The 17,940-nt window shown below is 55.5% G+C and carries 16 protein-coding genes; 5 read left to right on the top strand and 11 right to left on the bottom strand.

What is annotated here, in order from left to right:
* Positions 1-26: 26 nt before the first annotated feature.
* The 7 genes from CAP48_RS10900 to rph all read right to left on the bottom strand — a co-directional run bounded on the left by CAP48_RS10900 (position 27) and on the right by rph (position 8,161).
* Positions 27-413, bottom strand: a complete 387-nt coding sequence (locus CAP48_RS10900) for a Rid family detoxifying hydrolase (RefSeq protein WP_100696375.1) — start codon at positions 411-413, stop codon at positions 27-29.
* A 299-nt stretch (positions 414-712) separates the two neighbouring features.
* On the bottom strand, positions 713-2,272 hold the full coding sequence (ntrC, locus tag CAP48_RS10895) for a nitrogen regulation protein NR(I) (protein WP_100696373.1): 1,560 nt from the start codon (positions 2,270-2,272) through the stop codon (positions 713-715).
* Entirely contained in the window at positions 2,269-3,408 is a 1,140-nt protein-coding gene (locus CAP48_RS10890; protein ID WP_100696371.1) for a nitrogen regulation protein NR(II), read from the bottom strand. Before CAP48_RS10890 ends, ntrC begins: the two co-directional genes overlap by 4 nt.
* Before the next feature lie 193 nt (positions 3,409-3,601).
* Positions 3,602-5,014: a type I glutamate--ammonia ligase gene (gene glnA, locus CAP48_RS10885; protein ID WP_100696369.1), complete on the bottom strand. Its 1,413-nt coding sequence runs from the start codon at positions 5,012-5,014 to the stop codon at positions 3,602-3,604.
* A gap of 429 nt (positions 5,015-5,443) precedes the next feature.
* Entirely contained in the window at positions 5,444-6,643 is a 1,200-nt protein-coding gene (hemW, locus tag CAP48_RS10880) for a radical SAM family heme chaperone HemW (protein ID WP_242444462.1), read from the bottom strand.
* 17 nt (positions 6,644-6,660) lie between these two features.
* A complete protein-coding gene (gene rdgB, locus CAP48_RS10875; protein ID WP_242444402.1) occupies positions 6,661-7,296 on the bottom strand; it encodes an RdgB/HAM1 family non-canonical purine NTP pyrophosphatase in 636 nt (211 codons plus the stop codon).
* Positions 7,297-7,414: 118 nt separating this feature from the next.
* On the bottom strand, positions 7,415-8,161 hold the full coding sequence (gene rph / locus CAP48_RS10870) for a ribonuclease PH (protein ID WP_100696363.1): 747 nt from the start codon (positions 8,159-8,161) through the stop codon (positions 7,415-7,417).
* 161 nt (positions 8,162-8,322) lie between these two features.
* Here rph and CAP48_RS10865 point away from each other — a divergent pair, with 161 nt between their 5' ends.
* A complete protein-coding gene (locus CAP48_RS10865; RefSeq protein WP_100696361.1) occupies positions 8,323-9,255 on the top strand; it encodes a YicC/YloC family endoribonuclease in 933 nt (310 codons plus the stop codon).
* A gap of 13 nt (positions 9,256-9,268) precedes the next feature.
* Here the strand turns inward: CAP48_RS10865 and CAP48_RS10860 are convergent, their stop codons facing one another.
* Complete coding sequence (locus CAP48_RS10860; protein ID WP_100696359.1) at positions 9,269-10,141, bottom strand: pirin family protein; 873 nt, start codon at positions 10,139-10,141, stop codon at positions 9,269-9,271.
* Positions 10,142-10,260: 119 nt separating this feature from the next.
* Positions 10,261-11,022, bottom strand: a complete 762-nt coding sequence (locus CAP48_RS10855; RefSeq protein WP_100696357.1) for an SDR family oxidoreductase — start codon at positions 11,020-11,022, stop codon at positions 10,261-10,263.
* Between the two features lie 259 nt (positions 11,023-11,281).
* Here CAP48_RS10855 and gmk point away from each other — a divergent pair, with 259 nt between their 5' ends.
* The 3 genes from gmk (at position 11,282) to CAP48_RS10840 (ending at position 14,511) form a co-directional block, all read left to right on the top strand.
* Complete coding sequence (gene gmk, locus CAP48_RS10850) at positions 11,282-11,890, top strand: guanylate kinase (protein ID WP_100696798.1); 609 nt, start codon at positions 11,282-11,284, stop codon at positions 11,888-11,890.
* Positions 11,891-11,928: 38 nt separating this feature from the next.
* On the top strand, positions 11,929-12,135 hold the full coding sequence (gene rpoZ / locus CAP48_RS10845; RefSeq protein WP_100696355.1) for a DNA-directed RNA polymerase subunit omega: 207 nt from the start codon (positions 11,929-11,931) through the stop codon (positions 12,133-12,135).
* Between the two features lie 240 nt (positions 12,136-12,375).
* On the top strand, positions 12,376-14,511 hold the full coding sequence (locus tag CAP48_RS10840) for a bifunctional (p)ppGpp synthetase/guanosine-3',5'-bis(diphosphate) 3'-pyrophosphohydrolase (RefSeq protein WP_369806351.1): 2,136 nt from the start codon (positions 12,376-12,378) through the stop codon (positions 14,509-14,511).
* Here the strand turns inward: CAP48_RS10840 and CAP48_RS10835 are convergent.
* The gene (locus tag CAP48_RS10835) at positions 14,483-15,178 is read right to left on the bottom strand and encodes an ABC transporter ATP-binding protein (RefSeq protein ID WP_100696351.1); all 696 of its coding nucleotides are present in this window, start codon (positions 15,176-15,178) and stop codon (positions 14,483-14,485) included. The genes CAP48_RS10840 and CAP48_RS10835 overlap by 29 nt on opposite strands.
* Here CAP48_RS10835 and CAP48_RS10830 point away from each other — a divergent pair.
* Positions 15,159-15,833 carry an arylesterase gene (locus CAP48_RS10830; protein WP_242444397.1) on the top strand — a complete coding sequence of 225 codons (675 nt, stop codon included), beginning with the start codon at positions 15,159-15,161 and terminating at the stop codon, positions 15,831-15,833. The genes CAP48_RS10835 and CAP48_RS10830 overlap by 20 nt on opposite strands.
* Here the strand turns inward: CAP48_RS10830 and CAP48_RS10825 are convergent.
* On the bottom strand, positions 15,808-17,772 hold the full coding sequence (locus tag CAP48_RS10825; protein ID WP_100696347.1) for a SurA N-terminal domain-containing protein: 1,965 nt from the start codon (positions 17,770-17,772) through the stop codon (positions 15,808-15,810). The two genes, CAP48_RS10830 and CAP48_RS10825, sit on opposite strands and share 26 nt — an antisense overlap.
* Between the last annotated feature and the right edge of the window lie 168 nt (positions 17,773-17,940).

Below are 17,940 nucleotides of genomic sequence, written 5' to 3'. Positions count from 1 at the left end.
AAGCGGCAGGCACGGCGACGCAGTAATCAAACGACGATAACGGCCTCTACCTCAAACAGCGCGCCCTTGGGCAAGGCGCTGACGCCGACCGTGGAGCGGGCGGGAAACGGTTCCGGAATCAGTTCCGACATCACGTTATTGGCAATGCCAAAATGCGTGAGATCCGTCAGGAACAACGTGAGCTTGACAATGCTGTGCAGCGAGCCGCCGGCCGCGTGAATGACGGCACTCATATTTCTGAAGGCCTGGCGCACCTGCTCTTCAACCTGCTCGGAAACGAGATCGCCCGTAGCCGAGTCCAGACCGATCTGGCCCGAAAGATATACTGTGCTGCCTCCTGGTGCGACCACTGCCTGCGAGTATGGGCCAATGGCGCTGGGGGCTTTGTCTGTCTGGATGACTTGTTTGGTCATGAGATTCTCCAATGAACGTCGCGTTTACTATAGGCAATAGTAATAGTATAAACACTTTCGACCGAAAAACGGTCCGCTCGCTGGCCCATGCCTGCCAACATAAAACGTGCAGCGGGCGGTGCCTGCCAGCAAAAAAGCGTGCATAAAGGCCCGCACGATTGCCAACAATAAGCGGACTCAGCCCTCAGTACGGCGGACACTGCTAGCGAATCACGCCACTACCAAGCGCCGTCTGCCCGACGCTGTGAGCGGCAAACACACAGCACGCGCTCAAAAGTACTTGCCTGTGGCCGATACGATCAGAGGTGCGCTATTGCCAGCTCTTTGAGCTTGCGCGTCACCGTATTGCGACCGATGCCCAACCGGGCTGCCGCATCGATGCGCCGACCACGACAGCTCTGTAGCGTTGTGGTCAGCACGATCCGTTCGAATTCGCGCGTCAACTGCACCATAATGTCCGTCTCATTGCGCTGCAATCGCTGCAGAACCTCAAGCTCCAGCTGATTCAGCCAGTTCTGCGAGTCATAATTGCCAGTGTCGGACGCAACGGACAACTGGCCGGCTAAAGGTGGGGCTGGCGCAGACCCGTGGGTGGGCGCTGGGGAACTGCCTGCAAGAGTGTCGGCCTCCTCTACGACATGTTGCGATGCACGCCGGGTTCCGGGAGAAAAACGCAGGCTTGCCATCAATTCCGGCGGCAGATCATTCTTGTCTATCCGCTGGGCCGGCGACATCACGGTGAGCCAATGGCAAAAGTTCTCAAGCTGGCGCACATTGCCGGGAAAATCGAACTGTTCAAGAATGCCCAGGGCTTGCTGGCTCATTTGCTTTGGCGCAACGCCCAGGCTATTGGCAGCGACTTTCAGAAAATGCGTCGCCAACTGGCCTATGTCTTGCCTGCGCTCACGCAATGGCGGCACGCGCAGGCGAATCACATTCAGGCGGTGAAACAGGTCTTCACGAAAGGCGCCCTGCTCGACACGCGCTTCCAATGGCTGGTGTGTGGCGGCAATAATGCGTACATCCACATTCACGGGCTGGGTTCCGCCTATCCTGTAGAAATTGCCTTCGGCCAGCACGCGCAGCAGTCGAGTCTGCAGCTCCAGCGGCATATCGCCGATTTCATCCAGGAACAGCGTCCCGCCATTGGCCTCTTCGAAACGGCCCATCCGCTGCGCACTGGCGCCAGTAAACGATCCACGCTCATGTCCAAACAGCTCAGCTTCCAGCAAATCACGCGGAATAGCCGCCGCATTGAGCGCGACAAAAGGCTTACCGGCGCGCGTGCCGTGCTTGTGCACCGCCCGTGCAATCAATTCCTTGCCGGTGCCAGACTCGCCCGTAATCAGCACGGTTACCTTGGATGGCGCCAGGCGACCGATGGCGCGAAAAATTTCCTGCATCTGACGGGATGACGATTGCGTCATCATCTTGTCGTAGTCCGCAGCCAGCAATGGCGCAGCGACTGTCGGCGCCGCATCATTAGCCGTGTTTTCACGACCATGCTCGTACGCGCGTTCGATCAACGCCACCGCTTCATTGACATCGAAAGGCTTGACCAGATAATCAAAGGCCCCTTCATGAAAGGCGGTCACCGTACTGTCCAGGTCTGTATAGGCAGTCATCACGATCACCGGCAAATCTGCAGCTTCTTGTTTGATCGCCTTGAGCAGCTCAATGCCGGACATATCCGGCATACGAATATCCGTTACCAGAACATCGGGTTGTTCCGTTCGCAACGCATCGAGCGCATCCCTGGCCCGTTCAAAACACCTCGGCGCCATTCCGGCGCGTTGCAGCGCCTTGTCCAGGACCCATCGAATGGCCTGGTCATCATCGACAATCCAGATTGTTTTCATACTTGCTCCAACGGTAACAACATTCTGAACTCGGTGTGACCCGGTTCCGAATCAAATTCGATCAAGCCGCCGTGCTGATGAGCCAGCTCCTGGGCCAGACTCAGGCCAAGCCCGGTGCCTTGGGCGCGTCCGGTGACAAGCGGGTGGAAAATCCTGTCTTTCAATTGCATTGGCACGCCAGCGCCGTTATCCACGACCGACACTACAACCACCAATCGGTGCACTTTGTTCAGCAGATAAAATTTGTTCAGTATGCGCGTGCGCAATGTTATCTGCGGGCCAGCCGGCTGCGGCCTATCGTCGCTATGCTGCGGGCCCCGAGCCGTGTCATCAACCGCAGATCCACTTTCGAATTGCGATCGTGATCGATCGTCGCTCAGCAGCGACTGCGCTGCGTTTCTCGCCAGGTTCAGATAGGCCTGCACCAGCTTGGCCATATCAGCTTTCATATCCGGTACCGATGCATCGTAATCTTTCACAATTGTGATGCGATCCTGATACTCTGCCTTGATCAGCGCATGAACTCGTTCACAAACCTCGTGGATATTGACAACTGACATGGACAACTGCGACTGACTGGGACGAATCAGGCGATCCACCAGCACCTGCAGACGATCGGCCTCATCGATAATGACCTGCGTATATTCCTTGAGCGCCGGATCCTGCAACTCCATTTCCAGCAACTGGGCCGCACCACGCAAGCCACCCAGCGGGTTCTTGACTTCGTGCGCCAGATTGCGAAATGTATCTTTATAAATTTCAATCTCGTGAAATAGCCTTTCATTGCGTTCGGCCAGCGCGTGCTGCTCAAACTCACGAATCTCTATCAAAATCGACCATGGCATGGCCAGAAGCCGGGTCAACGTCACGTTGGCAGGCACGCTTTCCAACGGCTTGCGCAAGCTAAGCGTCAGTCTCACACTTGACAGTTTCCTGCCCGATACATAATCGAGCGCTTTGGTGAAGGCCTGGGCATCGATAAACAGATCAACGGCAGCCGTTCGCTCCAGTGATTTGAGCGATCGTTCCAGCAGATCCTGTGCGGCACTATTGACGTGTAATAGCCGACCGTCGTCATCCACCAGCAAAACGGATGTGGCAAGAAGATCGTATGCGTCTGTGAATTTCGTTGCCATGATGGGTCCTGAGGTATCCACGTCACCGGGATAGGGACGTATTGACCTAGTAAGCGTCGTCCTTCTGACCCGCTACGGCCCTGGAACCGGGGCCGGTCAGGGCTCGGACAGAAACCGGCCTGCCGTGGAAGAACAGGCGAGCGCGGTGGCGATTGCCTCGCCCCCTTTCGGGGGCAAGGCCCGTGTACGGTAATTACACTGAGTAGTAGAGGTCGTACTCTACCGGGTGCGGCGTCATGCGCAAACGCGTCACTTCCTGCATTTTGAGCTCGATATACGCATCCAGCATATCGTTACTGAACACGCCGCCACGGGTCAGGAACTCGCGGTCTGCGTCCAGTGCTGTCAGCGCTTCTTCCAGCGAGACTGCCACTGTCGGAATTTTTTTGTCTTCGTCGGGCGGCAGATCGTACAGATTTTTATCTGCAGGATCGCCAGGATGGATTTTGTTCTGTACACCATCCAGGCCCGCCATCATCAGCGCAGAGAAAGCCAGATATGGGTTGGCAAGCGGATCGGGGAACCGGGCTTCGATACGTCGGCCTTTCGGATTGCCAACATAAGGAATACGAATGGACGCAGATCGGTTACGGGCCGAATAGGCCAGCTTGACCGGCGCTTCGTAATGCGGCACCAAACGCTTGTAGGAATTGGTACCCGGATTGGTGATCGCGTTCAGCGCACGCGCGTGCTTGATGATACCGCCAATGTAGAACAGGGCAAATTCAGACAGGCCCGCATAACCATTGCCGGCAAACAGATTCTGGCCGTCTTTCCAGATTGACTGGTGAACGTGCATGCCGGAACCGTTATCGCCAACGAGAGGTTTTGGCATGAATGTCGCAGTTTTTCCATACATATGCGCCACGTTATGCACGGTGTACTTCAGGATTTGGTTCCAGTCTGCACGCTGAACCAGCGTAGAAAACTGCGTGCCGATTTCCAGCTGACCGGCGCCAGCAACTTCGTGATGGTGGATTTCGACAGGAACGCCCTGCTCTTCCAGGATCACGCTCATTTCTGATCGCAGATCGGCAAAGGAATCGACCGGGGAAACAGGAACATAACCGCCTTTGACGCGTGGGCGATGTCCGAGATTGCCCGATTCTGACTCGGTGCCGGATGACCATGGCGCTTCGTCCGATTTGATTTTGAACGAGCAGCCGGACATATCGTCAGTCCAGGTGATGCCGTCGAATACAAAAAATTCCGGCTCGGGACCAAAGTAGGCGGTATCGCCCAGACCGCTGGACTTAAGATACGCTTCGGCGCGTTTGGCCAGCGAGCGCGGATCGCGATCATATCCTTTGAGATCGGAAGGCTCGACCACATCACAAGTCATAATCAGCGTAGGCTCTTCACGGAAAGGATCCAGACGCACAGACTTGGCGTCGGGGATCAGAAGCATATCGGAAGCCTCAATACCTTTCCAGCCGGCGATGGACGAACCATCAAAAGCCTGACCGGATTCAAATTTATCTTCGTCCAGCAATTTGGATGGAATCGTCACATGGTGTTCTTTGCCGACCGTATCTGTAAACCGGAAATCGACGAAAGTCACTTCACGATCACCAATCAGCTTAAGAACGTCTTGAGGGGTTGTCATACTATCTCCATGGGTAATGTCTAATGACAGGGCCTGAGCCGGCCGTATGCGTATTTAAAGCAAGGTATGCGGTAGATCAAGCAAGTATCGTGCCAACGATTGATGAGCCTATGCGTGGCAAAACAGAAATTTTCTGCACTATTTTAGTGCTTTTTTATTCTGCCGCATGCACTTGTTTGGTGCCACACCGAAATAGGCACCATTACCGCACAAGAAAAGGTTGGGGAAAATGCGCGGCGGGCACTCAAACCCGAAGCGCCCCTTTTGCGTGGCGCGGCGCAATTCAAACGCAAGGCACTGTTGGTGTGTGATGCTAGGCGGGAACGCAAACCGCTAGCGCTCCCTTTTTTTGTGTGGTGCGCGATGGGACACTCAAGCGCGCAGCGCACCTTTGCGTGCTGGCACGAGGCGACGCACGCGTGCAACGCTTCAGACCGGACTGGCTTTCTCTTTGGGCAGGAACATGGCCTGTAGGTCATTCAGAAATGCCTGTCCTCGCTCGGTCGGACGGATCGTCATCGGATCTGGCTCCAGCAGACCGCGCTCGACCGCTTCCCGAATGGTGGGGGCTACGGCCAGTAGCGAAAGACTGGTCCGTTCTTCAAAAAGCGTTGCCGGCACGCCGTGCACCAGCCGCAGCGCATTGAGCATAAACTCAAACGGCAAGTCAGCCACCGTCAGGGTCTGCTCGTGCATGATCCGGCCAGTGCTATCAGCATCAAGGGCGCGATCCATCCAGGTTTGGGGATTCTTCACGTTTGCCCGGCGAATAATCTTGTCCTGAAAAGACAGTTTGCCATGCGCCCCGGGTCCGATGCCTATATAGTCGCCAAACTCCCAGTAATTAAGGTTGTGGCGCGCACGGCAACCGGGACGCCCGTAGGCGGAAATTTCGTAATGTTCAAAACCCGCATCCTGGGTTGCCTGAATCAGCATATCCTGAATGTCAGCCGCGCTATCTTCGTCGGGCAGCCCTTTCGGAGGAAACTTGGCAAAGACGGTATTCGGTTCCATCGTCAGATGATACAGCGACAGATGTTGAGTGCCGAAGTCCAGCGCACGCTGAACATCGGCGCGGGCTTTGGCCACGGTCTGTCCGGGCAATGCATACATCAGATCAATATTGACTTGCGACACCGCGTTCATCGCAAGCTCGATCGCTTTTTCCGCCTGCCGGGCGTTGTGAATACGTCCCAGCTGTTGCAGCGCATCATCATCGAAACTTTGCACGCCCAGGGAAAAGCGGTTGACTCCGGCGGCAGCATATTGCGCAAAACGGGTAGCCTCGGCCGTGCCGGGATTGGCTTCCATCGTGATTTCCGCGTTCGGGACCAGCGGCAGATACGAGCGAACCATGGCAAGCATCTGCTCGATCGCCTCGCCGGACAATAGACTGGGCGTACCGCCGCCAATAAAGACGGTATAGACAGAACGCCCCCACACCAATGGCAGCGTATCTTCCAGGTCGCGACGCAACGCGGCCAGATAACGCGCTTCCGGTATGTCCTGCTTTTTCTCGTGGGAATTGAAATCGCAGTACGGACACTTGCGCACGCACCACGGCACGTGAATGTACAACGACAGCGGTGGCAGACTGTGAAAATTAATCGCCTGCTTCAGACGCTGCATGGGTACGATATTTTCGATCACGCCGCACCCAGGTCTGCCAGCAGGCGCTTGAGCGCCATAGCGCGATGGCTCATGCTGTTTTTCGCTTGCGGATCAAGCTGGGCAACGGTTTTCCCAAGATCCGGAATATAAAAATAGGGATCATAGCCAAATCCATTCTCGCCGGCGGCTTGCGTGGCGATTTCACCGTGCCAGGTGCCCTGCGCAATAATGGGACAGGGGTCGTTTTCGGATCGCACAAAAACCAGTACGGCAATGTAAGCCGCGCGACGATTATCGTGGTTCTGCAGCTCAAGTAAAAGGCGGCGATTGTTAGCCGCATCGGATTTTTCTTCACCAAACAGGGTCGCATAGCGCGCCGAGAGCACGCCAGGGGCACCGTCCAGCGCCTCGACTGCCAGCCCCGAGTCGTCTGCCAGCGCCGCCAGACCTGTATGATGACTGGCATGGCGTGCCTTGGCCAGCGCATTCTCGACAAAGGTATGAAAAGGCTCTGGGGCCTCTGATACATTCAGTTCTTGCTGCGGAATCAGGCGCATGCCCAGCGGCGCAAACAGCGCGCCAAATTCACGCAGCTTGCCTTTATTTCCTGAAGCCAGTACAACATCCATATACGTACGCTCTATATTCAATCTATATTCAATAATAACCATGAGGCCAGACCAGGCCGGGCCAACGTTATTATCATCGGCCTGCCTGATGACCCTGCCGCCCCGACCGGTTACGATACTAAGCCGCCGCGCAACGGCGGCATATCGCCCAGATCGGACGCTACGCCGGCCAGGCCGACTGCTGCTCTCGCAGCAATCGGGCGATGCCCGATTCTGCCAGCGCAAGCAGACTGTCCAGATCCTGCCGACTAAATACCTGGCCTTCGGCCGTTCCCTGTACTTCAACAAACTGACCCGAACCGGTCATAACAACATTCATATCCGCATCGCAAGCCGAATCCTCTTCATAATCCAGGTCCAGCACAGCATGACCCTGATACATGCCAACAGATATGGCGGCAACCCGGTCTCTTAGCGGATTGGCCGCCAAGCGGCCATCCTTGAGCAACAGGCTGACGGCATCGGCCATGGCAATCCACGCTCCGGTAATACTCGCACAACGCGTTCCGCCATCAGCCTGGATGACATCGCAGTCAATCTGAATGGTGCGCTCGCCCAGCTTTTGCATATCGATAACCGCCCGCAGACTGCGTCCGATCAGGCGCTGGATCTCCTGGGTACGCCCGGACTGCTTGCCGCGTGCCGCTTCGCGATCGGATCGGGTGTGCGTGGAACGCGGCAACATGCCATATTCGGCTGTTACCCACCCCTGTCCTTTGCCACGCAGAAAAGCAGGCACACTCTCAATGACGCTGGCGTTGCATAGCACGCGCGTATTGCCGGCCTCAAATAAAACCGAACCTTCGGCATAGTTCGTGTAACTGCGCGTAACAGAAAGGGGGCGAATCATATCGTGTTCGCGGCCTGACGGGCGCGCAAAGTGTAGTTTGAGATCTGCGCTGGGCATAATATCCTCATCGATTATCAATAGTTACATTGTAGTGCGCGATCCGCATAAAATGGTCATTTGTATCACTTATAATCGGATCAGTCATCCAGTCACTTTTCAAAACCTGCTGGAACAAAGTATTACCCCGTACCCCTGATCTTAATAATATCGGACACACTATGATTCACAGCATGACGGCTTTTGGCAGTGCCCGCTCCGAATTTCTCCTTGGCAGCGTAAGTGTAGAACTCAAGGGCGTCAATAGCCGCTATCTTGACCTTGCCTTCAGGATTCCCGACGAACTGCGTCATGCTGAGACCGCCCTGCGTGAAATCCTCAGCAGCCATCTTAAGCGCGGCAAAATTGAAGTTCGGGTGTCTTTTGCCCGGTCAGGCAGTTTGCAGCAACATGCTTTTGAAGAAGATCAACTGATGCTGATCAACGAACGCTATCAGGCTGCCCGTAAAATCATTCCGGATCTGGCCGCGCCCGGCATGACCGACCTGCTGCACTGGCCTGCCCCGAATGAATACGACGAAGACGACTCGCCCGCCATGTGGCTCAATCAGTGCATGCAGGCCGCGCGCAGCGCATTGCAGGAGCTGATCCTGGCGCGAGCCCGGGAAGGACAACGGCTCGCGACGGCCATGCTGGACGCCGCAAAAGAAATGACAAAGGTGATTGAAACCATCGAGCAGCGACTTCCCGGCATTTTAAACGAATACCGCAAGAAGCTGGCCGGCAAGCTGACCGATACGCTGAACGCAGCCTGCCCCGCGGGCTTTGAACAAATCAGCGGCGCCGAGCTTTCGGCGCGCATTGCCGCAGAATCATCGCTGTTTTCATTGCGTATCGATGTCGCAGAGGAACTCACCCGGCTGGATTCGCACCTCAAAGAACTCAGCGTCATACTGTCTACCGGAAAATCCGAGTCAAAATCGGCAGCCAAATCCCTGAGCCTGGGCAAGCGACTGGATTTCCTGTTTCAGGAAATGAACCGAGAAGTCAATACGCTGGGCTCCAAATCCAGTTCACTGGAAATTACCCAGTCCGTGATTGATCTGAAACTGCTGATCGAACAATTGCGGGAACAGGCGCAAAATATTGAATAGGCCGGTTCGCCTTTTACGCCCACGGCAGATCGGGCGGGGTTAGCCTTTGCAGTTCCGAGTCCACCTTCCCGAAACGCGCATCCTGCGCGTTCCAGTCCTTCTGAGCCTGGATAATATCTTTGCGCGAACCGACGAAATTCCACCAAATCTGAAAGTCAGGCACATCAATTGGCGTGCCACCCAAGAGAAGCAGCCGCGACTGGCTCGTGGTCTCAATGCGCACCGATGTTTTTCCTGCGCCAAGAAAAGCCAATTCATCCAGCTCGAATAGCTCATCTTCAATCCGGGCCGCAGCGCCGGTTATCAAAAACAGACCGTACTCAAATTCAGGATTCAACGCCAGCTCAAGGTGATCGGGCCCCAGCGCCTCGATATCGACACAGACCAGCGGCGTAAACTGGCGCGTGGGCGCCCGTCGGCCGGCAAACTCACCGGTCAACAGCGTCATTCGCGTCTGGCCCTCTATCCATTCGGGCAAATGCGGATAATGCTCAAACGCCGGCGCGATGGCCATTTCCGAAACCGGCAAGGCAATCCACAACTGCACAGCATGCAGCACATCGACACCCGGCGGCGTCTGCTCAGTATGCACAATGCCGTGGCCCGCAGTCATCAGATTGACCTGCTTGCTGCGGATCACCTGCTTATTGCCCAGGCTATCCTTATGCAAGACTTCCCCTTCAAGCATCCAGGTGAACGTCTGCAAATTGATATGCGGGTGTTGCCCGACCTGCATGCCGGGATTGCCGGATGCAAAGCGGGCCGGGCCCGCATGATCCAGAAAACACCAGGATCCAATAGTGCGGCGCTGCCGGTTAGGCAGTGCGCGTGCAACGGGAATGCCACCAACATCAGCAAGCCGCGGTTTGATTTTCTGTATCGTCATGACCGACTCCTGTCAAATAAAGATGTGGCTCGCCTGTCAGGTACGAGCCCCCTTTTTGCAGAAGCCGCCCGTCGGCAGCTTCGTCTCCTGCTTTTGCGCGCCTGCTGTTCGCGACCGACTTACCCTCGACCCACGTAGGGCATTTTAGTGGCCATGATGGTCACGAATTGCACATTGGTTTCCAGCGGAAAGTCGCACATGGCGCGCACGGTCTGCGCCACATGCGCCACATCCATAACCGGTTCGACGGCAACCTCGCCGTTTGCCTGGATAATACCCTTTTTCATACGTTGGGTCATGTCGGTCCCGGCATTACCGATATCTACCTGACCGCAAGCAATGTTGTAAGCGCGACCGTCGAGCGAGAGCGATTTGGTCAGCCCGGTAACGGCATGCTTTGTGGCCGTATAGGCAATACTCATGGGCCGCGGGGCGTGTGCCGAAATGGATCCGTTATTGATAATGCGCCCGCCTTTCGGATCCTGATTGCGCATCACACGAAATGCTGCCTGCGCGCACAGGAACATGCCGGTCAGGTTAACGTCCACAATATCACGCCACTCCTGCACCGAAAACTCATCGACCGGAACCGGCGTGCCCCCGCGTCCTGCATTGTTAAATAGTACATCGACGCGACCGTATTCGCGCTGGGCCGAGTCAAACAGCCTGCGCACCTGCTGTTCGCTGGTCACATCGGTCGGCACCACCAAGGCCCGAGTCGCATCAGCCCCGGCCGCGGTGCGGGTCTTTTCCAGGGCATCGGCACGCCGGCCGGCCAGCACGACGGCATAACCGGTGCCCAGCAGCTCCAGCGCCACTGCGCGCCCGACGCCGGAGCCTGCTCCTGTGACCACGGCAACTTTAAGGGGGGACGTATTCATTCTTGTTACTCCTTTGGAAACGGAACCGCTATCCTATCAGGTTTGAAATAATGGCTGCAGCCGCAGCCTGTCTTGTTTTTTCATGTTGTTTCATGTGACCGAGGCTTTTGGAATAGACGCAATGGCATCCTGTACGCGATGTGATCCTGACAAAAAGTGCGTCGATGCCGCCAATTGCCGAAAAACCGTGTTTTTTTTGCTATGATTTTCTTTTGCCGCCACCGTCATCATTATGCTTAAATTTCCCGGTAATGTCTTTATGATTATCGCACCCAGCGGTGCAGGCAAATCCAGCCTCGTCAATGCGCTGCTGGCGCAGGACAAAAACATTTCGCTCTCTATATCGTGCACGACACGGGAACCACGCCCGGGCGAAAAGGAAGGCCGCGAATATTATTTCACCAACAAGGAACAATTTCAGCAATTGCGGGAAGACAACCAGTTGCTTGAATGGGCCGAGGTGCATGGCAATTTTTACGGCACGCCACGCCCGCCCATCGAATCGGCCATTGCCCAGGGCAAGGACATTCTGCTTGAGATTGACTGGCAAGGCGCTCGCCAGGTGCGGCAGCACTTTCCGGCAGTGACTGGCATCTTCATCCTGCCGCCCTCGATCGATGTACTGGAAACGCGGCTGATGCAACGCGGACAGGATTCGCCCAGTGTCATCACGCGCAGGATACTGGCGGCAGGGAGTGAGATTGCGCACGCGCCCGAGTGCGAGTATGTTATTATCAATGAAGATTTTGCCACCGCCCTGAATGAATTACAGAAAATCGTTGCAGCCGCAAGGCTCCGATACCAGTCACAGGCAGCCCGGCATGCCCAACTCTTCTCCCAACTTGGAATTTCCGATTCTGTTCGGTAATTCGACTTTAATTTTGCTGACCCGCTAAGGACAAGACCATGGCTCGTATTACTATTGATGATTGCATGATGCACATCCCCAACCGCTTCAACCTGACGCTGGCTGCGACCTACCGCGCCCGTGAACTGGCCCAGGGCCATGAACCACGCGTCGATCCCGACAAGGACAAGCCGACCGTAATCGCATTGCGTGAAATTGCAAAAGGCCTGACCGGAGCGGAAATGCTACGCAAAGTGCCCACCTGATTTCGGCACAGGCAAGGTTATATGGGACTCAAGGACGCATCTTCGTCGCTGTTGCACGCACTGCGTGCCGGGTCCCCTTTCCGCCGACGAAATCGGGCAAGGCAACCTGCCGCTACGGTTGTCTCTGCCACAAGCGCAGCGTCGCTGCCAACCGAAGAACCGCGCATTCCGCCGCAAGCCATTCCCAATAGCCCAACACGCAATGAACCTGCCATTGCATCGCTGGCGCATCTGACCGAAATGCTGTCCTCCTACATGGATAGCAAGGAAATCGACAAAGTCCGGGAAGCCTACCGCTTTGCCGACCAGGCTCACCTGGGCCAGTTCCGGTCATCCGGCGCGCCATACATTACTCACCCGATCGCCGTTACCGAAATCTGCGCAGGCTGGAAGCTTGACTCCAACGCTTTGATGGCTGCCCTGCTGCATGACGTGATCGAAGACCAGAATGTGTCCAAGGCAGAGCTTGCCGAAAAATTCAATCCGGATGTCGCCAATCTGGTCGATGGCCTGACCAAACTGGAAAAACTCAATTTTGCGACCAAGGCCGAGCAGCAGGCCGAAAGCTTTCGCAAAATGCTGCTTGCCATGGCCAAGGATGTCCGTGTCATTCTGATCAAGCTGGCCGACAGACTGCATAATATGCGGACCCTGGATGCGGTTGGCGCCGATAAACGCCGTCGCGTAGCAAACGAGACGCTGGAAATCTATGCTCCAATTGCACACCGGCTGGGCCTGAATGCATTGGTACGGGAATTACAGGATCTGTGTTTTGAGGCCAGCAATCCCAATCGCTATACAGTACTAAAAAAGGCCGTACTGGCCGCTCGCGGCAATCGTCGCGAAGTGCTTACCCGCATTGCGGAAAATATTACGTCAGCAATGCCCGCAAATGGCATCGAAGCCGAAATCAGTGGTCGGGAAAAGTCCCTGTTTAGCATCTACAACAAGATGCGCGAGCAGAAAAAATCCTTCTCGGAAGTGCTGGATATTTACGGTTTCCGGATCATTGTGCATACCCTGCAGGAGTGCTATCTGACCCTGGGGACCATTCACCAGCTGTACCGGCCCGTGCCGGGCAAGTTCAAGGACTATATCGCCATTCCCAAGATCAATGGCTACCAGTCTCTGCACACCACCCTGGTCGGCCCCTACGGCACGCCTATTGAGTTTCAGATTCGCACGCGCGATATGGACCACATTGCCGAAAAGGGCGTCGCTTCGCACTGGATGTACAAGGAAGACGATGTCTCGCTCAATGACTTGCAAAAACAGACGCACCGCTGGCTGCAGTCTCTGCTGGACATTCAGAGCCAGACCGGCGACTCCGGCGAATTTCTTGAACACGTCAAGGTCGATCTGTTTCCTGATGCAGTCTATGTCCTGACGCCAAAGGGAAAAATCGTGTCGCTGCCACGGGGAGCAACGCCCATCGACTTTGCCTACAGCATTCATACCGATATCGGCAATCAGGCAGTGGCGGCCAAGATCAACGGCGAATTTGTGCCGCTGAAAACCGAAATCAAAAGCGGCGACACCATAGAGATTGTCACCTCGCCCGCCTCGGAACCCAATGTCCAGTGGCTCAACCACGTGCGTACCGGCAAAGCCCGTTCCGAAATCCGCCATTTCCTGAAAACAGTCAAATATGAAGACTCCATTCAGTTTGGCGAAAAAATGCTCAAACAGGCGTTACAGGAACTCAGTATTCCCTTGCCTGATGCCGACAATGCAGAATGGGAAAAGCTGGCCCGCAGCTCTGGCGCCTCCTCTCGCGAAGAGATTCTTGCCGACATTGGACTGGGTCGCAGACTGGCTGCCGTGGTCGCTCGCCGTTTCGCTGTTGAAAACGCCATGCTGGCCACCAGCGCCGCCGTCATTGACGAGGTTTCCATCGCTCACGCAGGGATGATATTCATTCAGGGCAATGAAGGCCAGGCGGTCCAGCTCTCGGGTTGCTGCAGCCCCATTCCGGGCGACAGCCTGATCGCGCTGATCCGCCCGGGCCACGGTCTGGTCGTGCATACCGACGACTGCCCCACTGCAATGCGGCTACGCTTACGCGAGCCCGATCGCTGGCTACAGGTTTACTGGGACGAGGAAACCGCGTCTCACCTGCCTGTGCGCATGGAAATCGTGATCCGCAACGAAAAAGGCGTGCTGGGCCGTATTGCGGCGCAAATTTCTGCGGCCGACTCCAATATTCTTACCATGTCCATGAACGAGGACACCCAGAACCTGGCCGTTGTACACCTGACGATTCAGGTGCAGGATCGCAAGCATCTGGCGCGCGTGTTTCGCATGGTGCGTCACGTATCCCAGGTGCAGAAAGTGGCGCGCCTGAAAGTCAGACCAAATCAGGATCCGGTGCTGTAGCGGCCAGCCGGCCTGAAATCAGTCTGATTGTCTGGTCACAGCGCGCAGCCAGTTTTTCATCATGCGTGACCAGCACCAGGGTCGCGGCTTTTTCCCGATTCATCTCGAACATCAGGTCCGCAATGCGCTGGCCGGTTTCTGTATCCAGGCTGCCTGTCGGTTCGTCGGCGAAAAGAATCGAGGGCGTCACCACGAAGGCCCGTGCCAATGCGACACGCTGCTTCTCGCCTCCGGACAGGGTTTTTGGATAATGATGCATGCGTGAGTCCAGACCAACACGTTCGAGCATCTGCTGGGCCTGCACCCTTGCCGTCTGGCCCTGCAGCTCAAGCGGCAGCATGACGTTTTCAAGCGCAGTCAGGTTCGGTAGCAACTGAAAAGACTGAAAGACAAAGCCGATATTCTGCGCCCGCAATACAGCACGGGCATCTTCATCCATCTCGAAAATAGACTTTCCCATGAGGCTCACTTCACCCGAAGACGGTGTATCCAGTCCCGCCAGAATGCCAAGCAATGTGGATTTGCCTGATCCGGAACTACCTGTAATGGCTAATGTCGCGCTGCGTTCGAGCACAAAGGAAATATCATCTAAAATGTGTAGCGTTCCGGTTGCTTCGGCAACGTGCTTTTTTAAATGAGAAACGTTAATGACAACATCTGCGTCCATGATTCGTGTTTTGTCCATTCTGATAAGTCTGTGGGTATTTGTTGGGCCACAACTGGCCCAGGCCCAGGAAAAAGCGGTATCGCCCAAAACACCGGTGATTCTGGTCGTAGGTGACAGCCTGTCTGCCGAATATGGTATCAGACGAGGTGCCGGCTGGGTGCAGTGGCTGATCGAGAATAAAAAAGAGGCGCTGGACGATGCCCGGCTGGTTAACGCCAGCATCAGTGGCGACACCACGGCCGGTGGACGCTCTCGCCTGCCTGCCCTTCTGGAAAAGCATCAGCCGGACATTATGATACTGGAGCTGGGCGCCAACGATGCCTTGCGCGGCCTGTCACTTGATGCCAGTCGTGATAACCTCAAAAGCATGATCGACGCCGCGCAGGAGCGCAACGCCAAAGTCGTGCTCATCGGCATGCAAATTCCTCCCAATTTCGGACCAGACTACGCGCGCCAGTTTGAGCAGATGTTCGGTACACTCGCAAAAGAAAAGGACACCTATCTGGTGCCCTTTCTGTTTTCCTCATTTGCGCTGGATCGCAACATGTATCAGGATGACGGCATTCACCCCGCAGAACAGGCCCAGCCATTAATGGCCCAAACCGTATGGCCTGTTCTGGAAAAAGCGCTTACTGATTACCGGCAGTCTCGTTAATGACTTTGTCGGCTTCGGGATAAATCTTAACGTCGTGGGTCTGGCGGATCAGGCGGGTTACGCTTTGCGCCATCTGCGCGCCGGTTCCGGTGATCATGGCCTGCCGCAGATATTGGTCGAACATATTGCGGGCCTCGGCGGTCGGTTCGGTCACTTTCTCTATCTGGGCAATGGCATAGCCTTCGGGCAACTCAAAACCCACGAAAGCAGGCAGATTGTCAGATGGTGCGTTCATGATGGCATTGAGCATGGCAGGCGGCAACTGAGCCTGAGTCAGACGACTAATGGTCGTTTCCTTGCCAAATCCTGTCAGCTCGCCCGGGCCTTTTTCCTTGAGCATGGCCAGTTCTGCCTGCCCGTCTTCAGCCGCCTGCTGCTTGCCTTTTTCCGCACGTATACGGTCCAGAACAACCTCCCGGACATCGTCCAGCGCCGGCACCGCAGCCGGTACATTCTTGGCAACCCGTACGACCATCAGTTCAGACGGTGAAATCTCAATCACGCCTGAATTTTTTCCCTGCTTGGCCACTTCTTCAGAAAAGAGGGTTTCGCGCACGCGCCCAACTTCAAAATAACTCGCGTCTTTGCTTTCAACCGCTGCGTTTTCGCCGGCTTGCTCCTTTGGCAATAACGCTTCCTGGCCCACGCCGCTGACGTGGCGAATGTCCAGCTGCAGCGCATCGGCCAACGGCTGCAGCGAATCACGCTCGGTGCTGGACAACTGGGTCAACTTGGTTGACAGGTCTGCAAATTTTTCAGATGCCTGTTGCAGCTCAATTTCCTTTTTCAGTGTGTCCTTCAACTGATCCAGCGGCTGCACCTCTCCCTGTTCGATGTTGGCAATCTGCAGGACATGCCAGGCATTATCGATCTTGACCGGCTCAGTAATGCCGGGCGCCTCGGGACCGAAAGCGGCCTCATCCAGCTGTGCAATATCGCCCTTGGCAAGCGTACCCAGGCTGCCGCCCTGATTTTTCGAGCCGGCATCGTCTGAATAGGTTTTTGCCAGTTCAGCAAATGACTCGGGGCTCTGCTTGGCCTTCTCGGCGACTTCGATCGCGCGGTCATGAGCCGCTTTTTGCTCGGCATCATTGGCACCGGCAGGAATCTGAATCTGAATATGATTGATCTGGCGACGTTCTTTCTTGGTGTATTTTTCGATATTCGTCTTGTAATAGCTTTCAATATCCGCGTCGGAAACGTCGTCAACGGTTTTGAGCGCCGCATCCTGGTTCAGTACGATGTAGTCGACGTTCACATAGGCAGGAATCTGAAGCGATTGCTTGTTCTTCTCGTACCATTCGTTCGTTTCCTGATCGCTCACCTGCACCGACTGTTCGTATGCCGAGGCTTCGAAATTCTTGAGGCGAACCGTGCGCTCCTGCGTCATGGCAGTCTGAAGCAGCGCGGTCGTTTGCGCAGGAATGGCCACTGTGCCTGCAACCGGTTCCAGCAATTGTGCAAATGCCAGGCCCTGGCGCACATACTGCTCGTAGTCAACGTCACGGATATTTCTTTCAGTCAGGAACTGGCTGTATTTCTGAAAGGAATACTTGCCGTTGTCCTGAAACTCGGGCGTGCTGGCAATGGCCTGGCGCACCATGTTGTCGGTCGCATTGAAATGTCGGTCTACCATTTCCTGCTGCAACACCTGATTGTCCACCAGCTGATCAAGCCAAGCCTGGCGATTGGCGGGCGTATCGACTGCATTGACATTAAAGCTGCTGCCGTTTTCCTCACGCAACTGGTTCAGGCGCTCGCGCCAGGACTGGTCAAACTGTGACTGGGTGATGTCGTTCTTGCGAACCGAAGCCAGTTTCACGTCATTGCTGTCAAATGACTGATAGTCGGCAATACCCAAGAAAACAAAAGAAGGCACGACCAGAACGAACAGAACAATGAGCAATAAACGTTTATGCGTGCGAAAGGATTCTAGCATTGTGTTCCCGACCAAAATGAATGTCTGATGCGAAAGCGAAAAGCTGCCAATTGGCAAAGCTATTCAGATTAACCGCTTATTTTAAGCGCTTTTTCATCTAAAATAAAACTTTAGCGTCAATTCAGGCAATTGGCCTGCTGGGCGTGCGCCCCGTGCAAGGCGCCGTCC

The organism is Advenella sp. S44, from assembly GCF_002810445.1.
In the GTDB taxonomy this organism is placed as follows: Bacteria; Pseudomonadota; Gammaproteobacteria; order Burkholderiales; family Burkholderiaceae_B; genus Advenella.
The sequence above is the reverse complement of the archived record's forward strand: the minus strand, read 5'-3'. Positions and strand labels throughout refer to the sequence as shown.

What these genes read in the sequence shown, in the direction of transcription:
- CAP48_RS10830 (WP_242444397.1), top strand. Translation starts at nt 15,159, where the DNA reads ATGACAACATCTGCGTCCATGATTCGTGTTTTGTCCATTCTGATAAGT.
- rdgB (WP_242444402.1), bottom strand. Translation starts at nt 7,296, where the DNA reads ATGGTTATTATTGAATATAGATTGAATATAGAGCGTACGTATATGGAT.
- CAP48_RS10855 (WP_100696357.1), bottom strand. Translation starts at nt 11,022, where the DNA reads ATGAATACGTCCCCCCTTAAAGTTGCCGTGGTCACAGGAGCAGGCTCC.
- CAP48_RS10860 (WP_100696359.1), bottom strand. Translation starts at nt 10,141, where the DNA reads ATGACGATACAGAAAATCAAACCGCGGCTTGCTGATGTTGGTGGCATT.
- CAP48_RS10890 (WP_100696371.1), bottom strand. Translation starts at nt 3,408, where the DNA reads ATGGCAACGAAATTCACAGACGCATACGATCTTCTTGCCACATCCGTT.
- hemW (WP_242444462.1), bottom strand. Translation starts at nt 6,643, where the DNA reads ATGCAGCGTCTGAAGCAGGCGATTAATTTTCACAGTCTGCCACCGCTG.
- CAP48_RS10900 (WP_100696375.1), bottom strand. Translation starts at nt 413, where the DNA reads ATGACCAAACAAGTCATCCAGACAGACAAAGCCCCCAGCGCCATTGGC.
- ntrC (WP_100696373.1), bottom strand. Translation starts at nt 2,272, where the DNA reads ATGAAAACAATCTGGATTGTCGATGATGACCAGGCCATTCGATGGGTC.
- CAP48_RS10840 (WP_369806351.1), top strand. Translation starts at nt 12,376, where the DNA reads ATGCTGTCCTCCTACATGGATAGCAAGGAAATCGACAAAGTCCGGGAA.
- CAP48_RS10825 (WP_100696347.1), bottom strand. Translation starts at nt 17,772, where the DNA reads ATGCTAGAATCCTTTCGCACGCATAAACGTTTATTGCTCATTGTTCTG.
- gmk (WP_100696798.1), top strand. Translation starts at nt 11,282, where the DNA reads ATGATTATCGCACCCAGCGGTGCAGGCAAATCCAGCCTCGTCAATGCG.
- CAP48_RS10865 (WP_100696361.1), top strand. Translation starts at nt 8,323, where the DNA reads ATGATTCACAGCATGACGGCTTTTGGCAGTGCCCGCTCCGAATTTCTC.
- CAP48_RS10835 (WP_100696351.1), bottom strand. Translation starts at nt 15,178, where the DNA reads ATGGACGCAGATGTTGTCATTAACGTTTCTCATTTAAAAAAGCACGTT.
- rpoZ (WP_100696355.1), top strand. Translation starts at nt 11,929, where the DNA reads ATGGCTCGTATTACTATTGATGATTGCATGATGCACATCCCCAACCGC.
- glnA (WP_100696369.1), bottom strand. Translation starts at nt 5,014, where the DNA reads ATGACAACCCCTCAAGACGTTCTTAAGCTGATTGGTGATCGTGAAGTG.
- rph (WP_100696363.1), bottom strand. Translation starts at nt 8,161, where the DNA reads ATGCCCAGCGCAGATCTCAAACTACACTTTGCGCGCCCGTCAGGCCGC.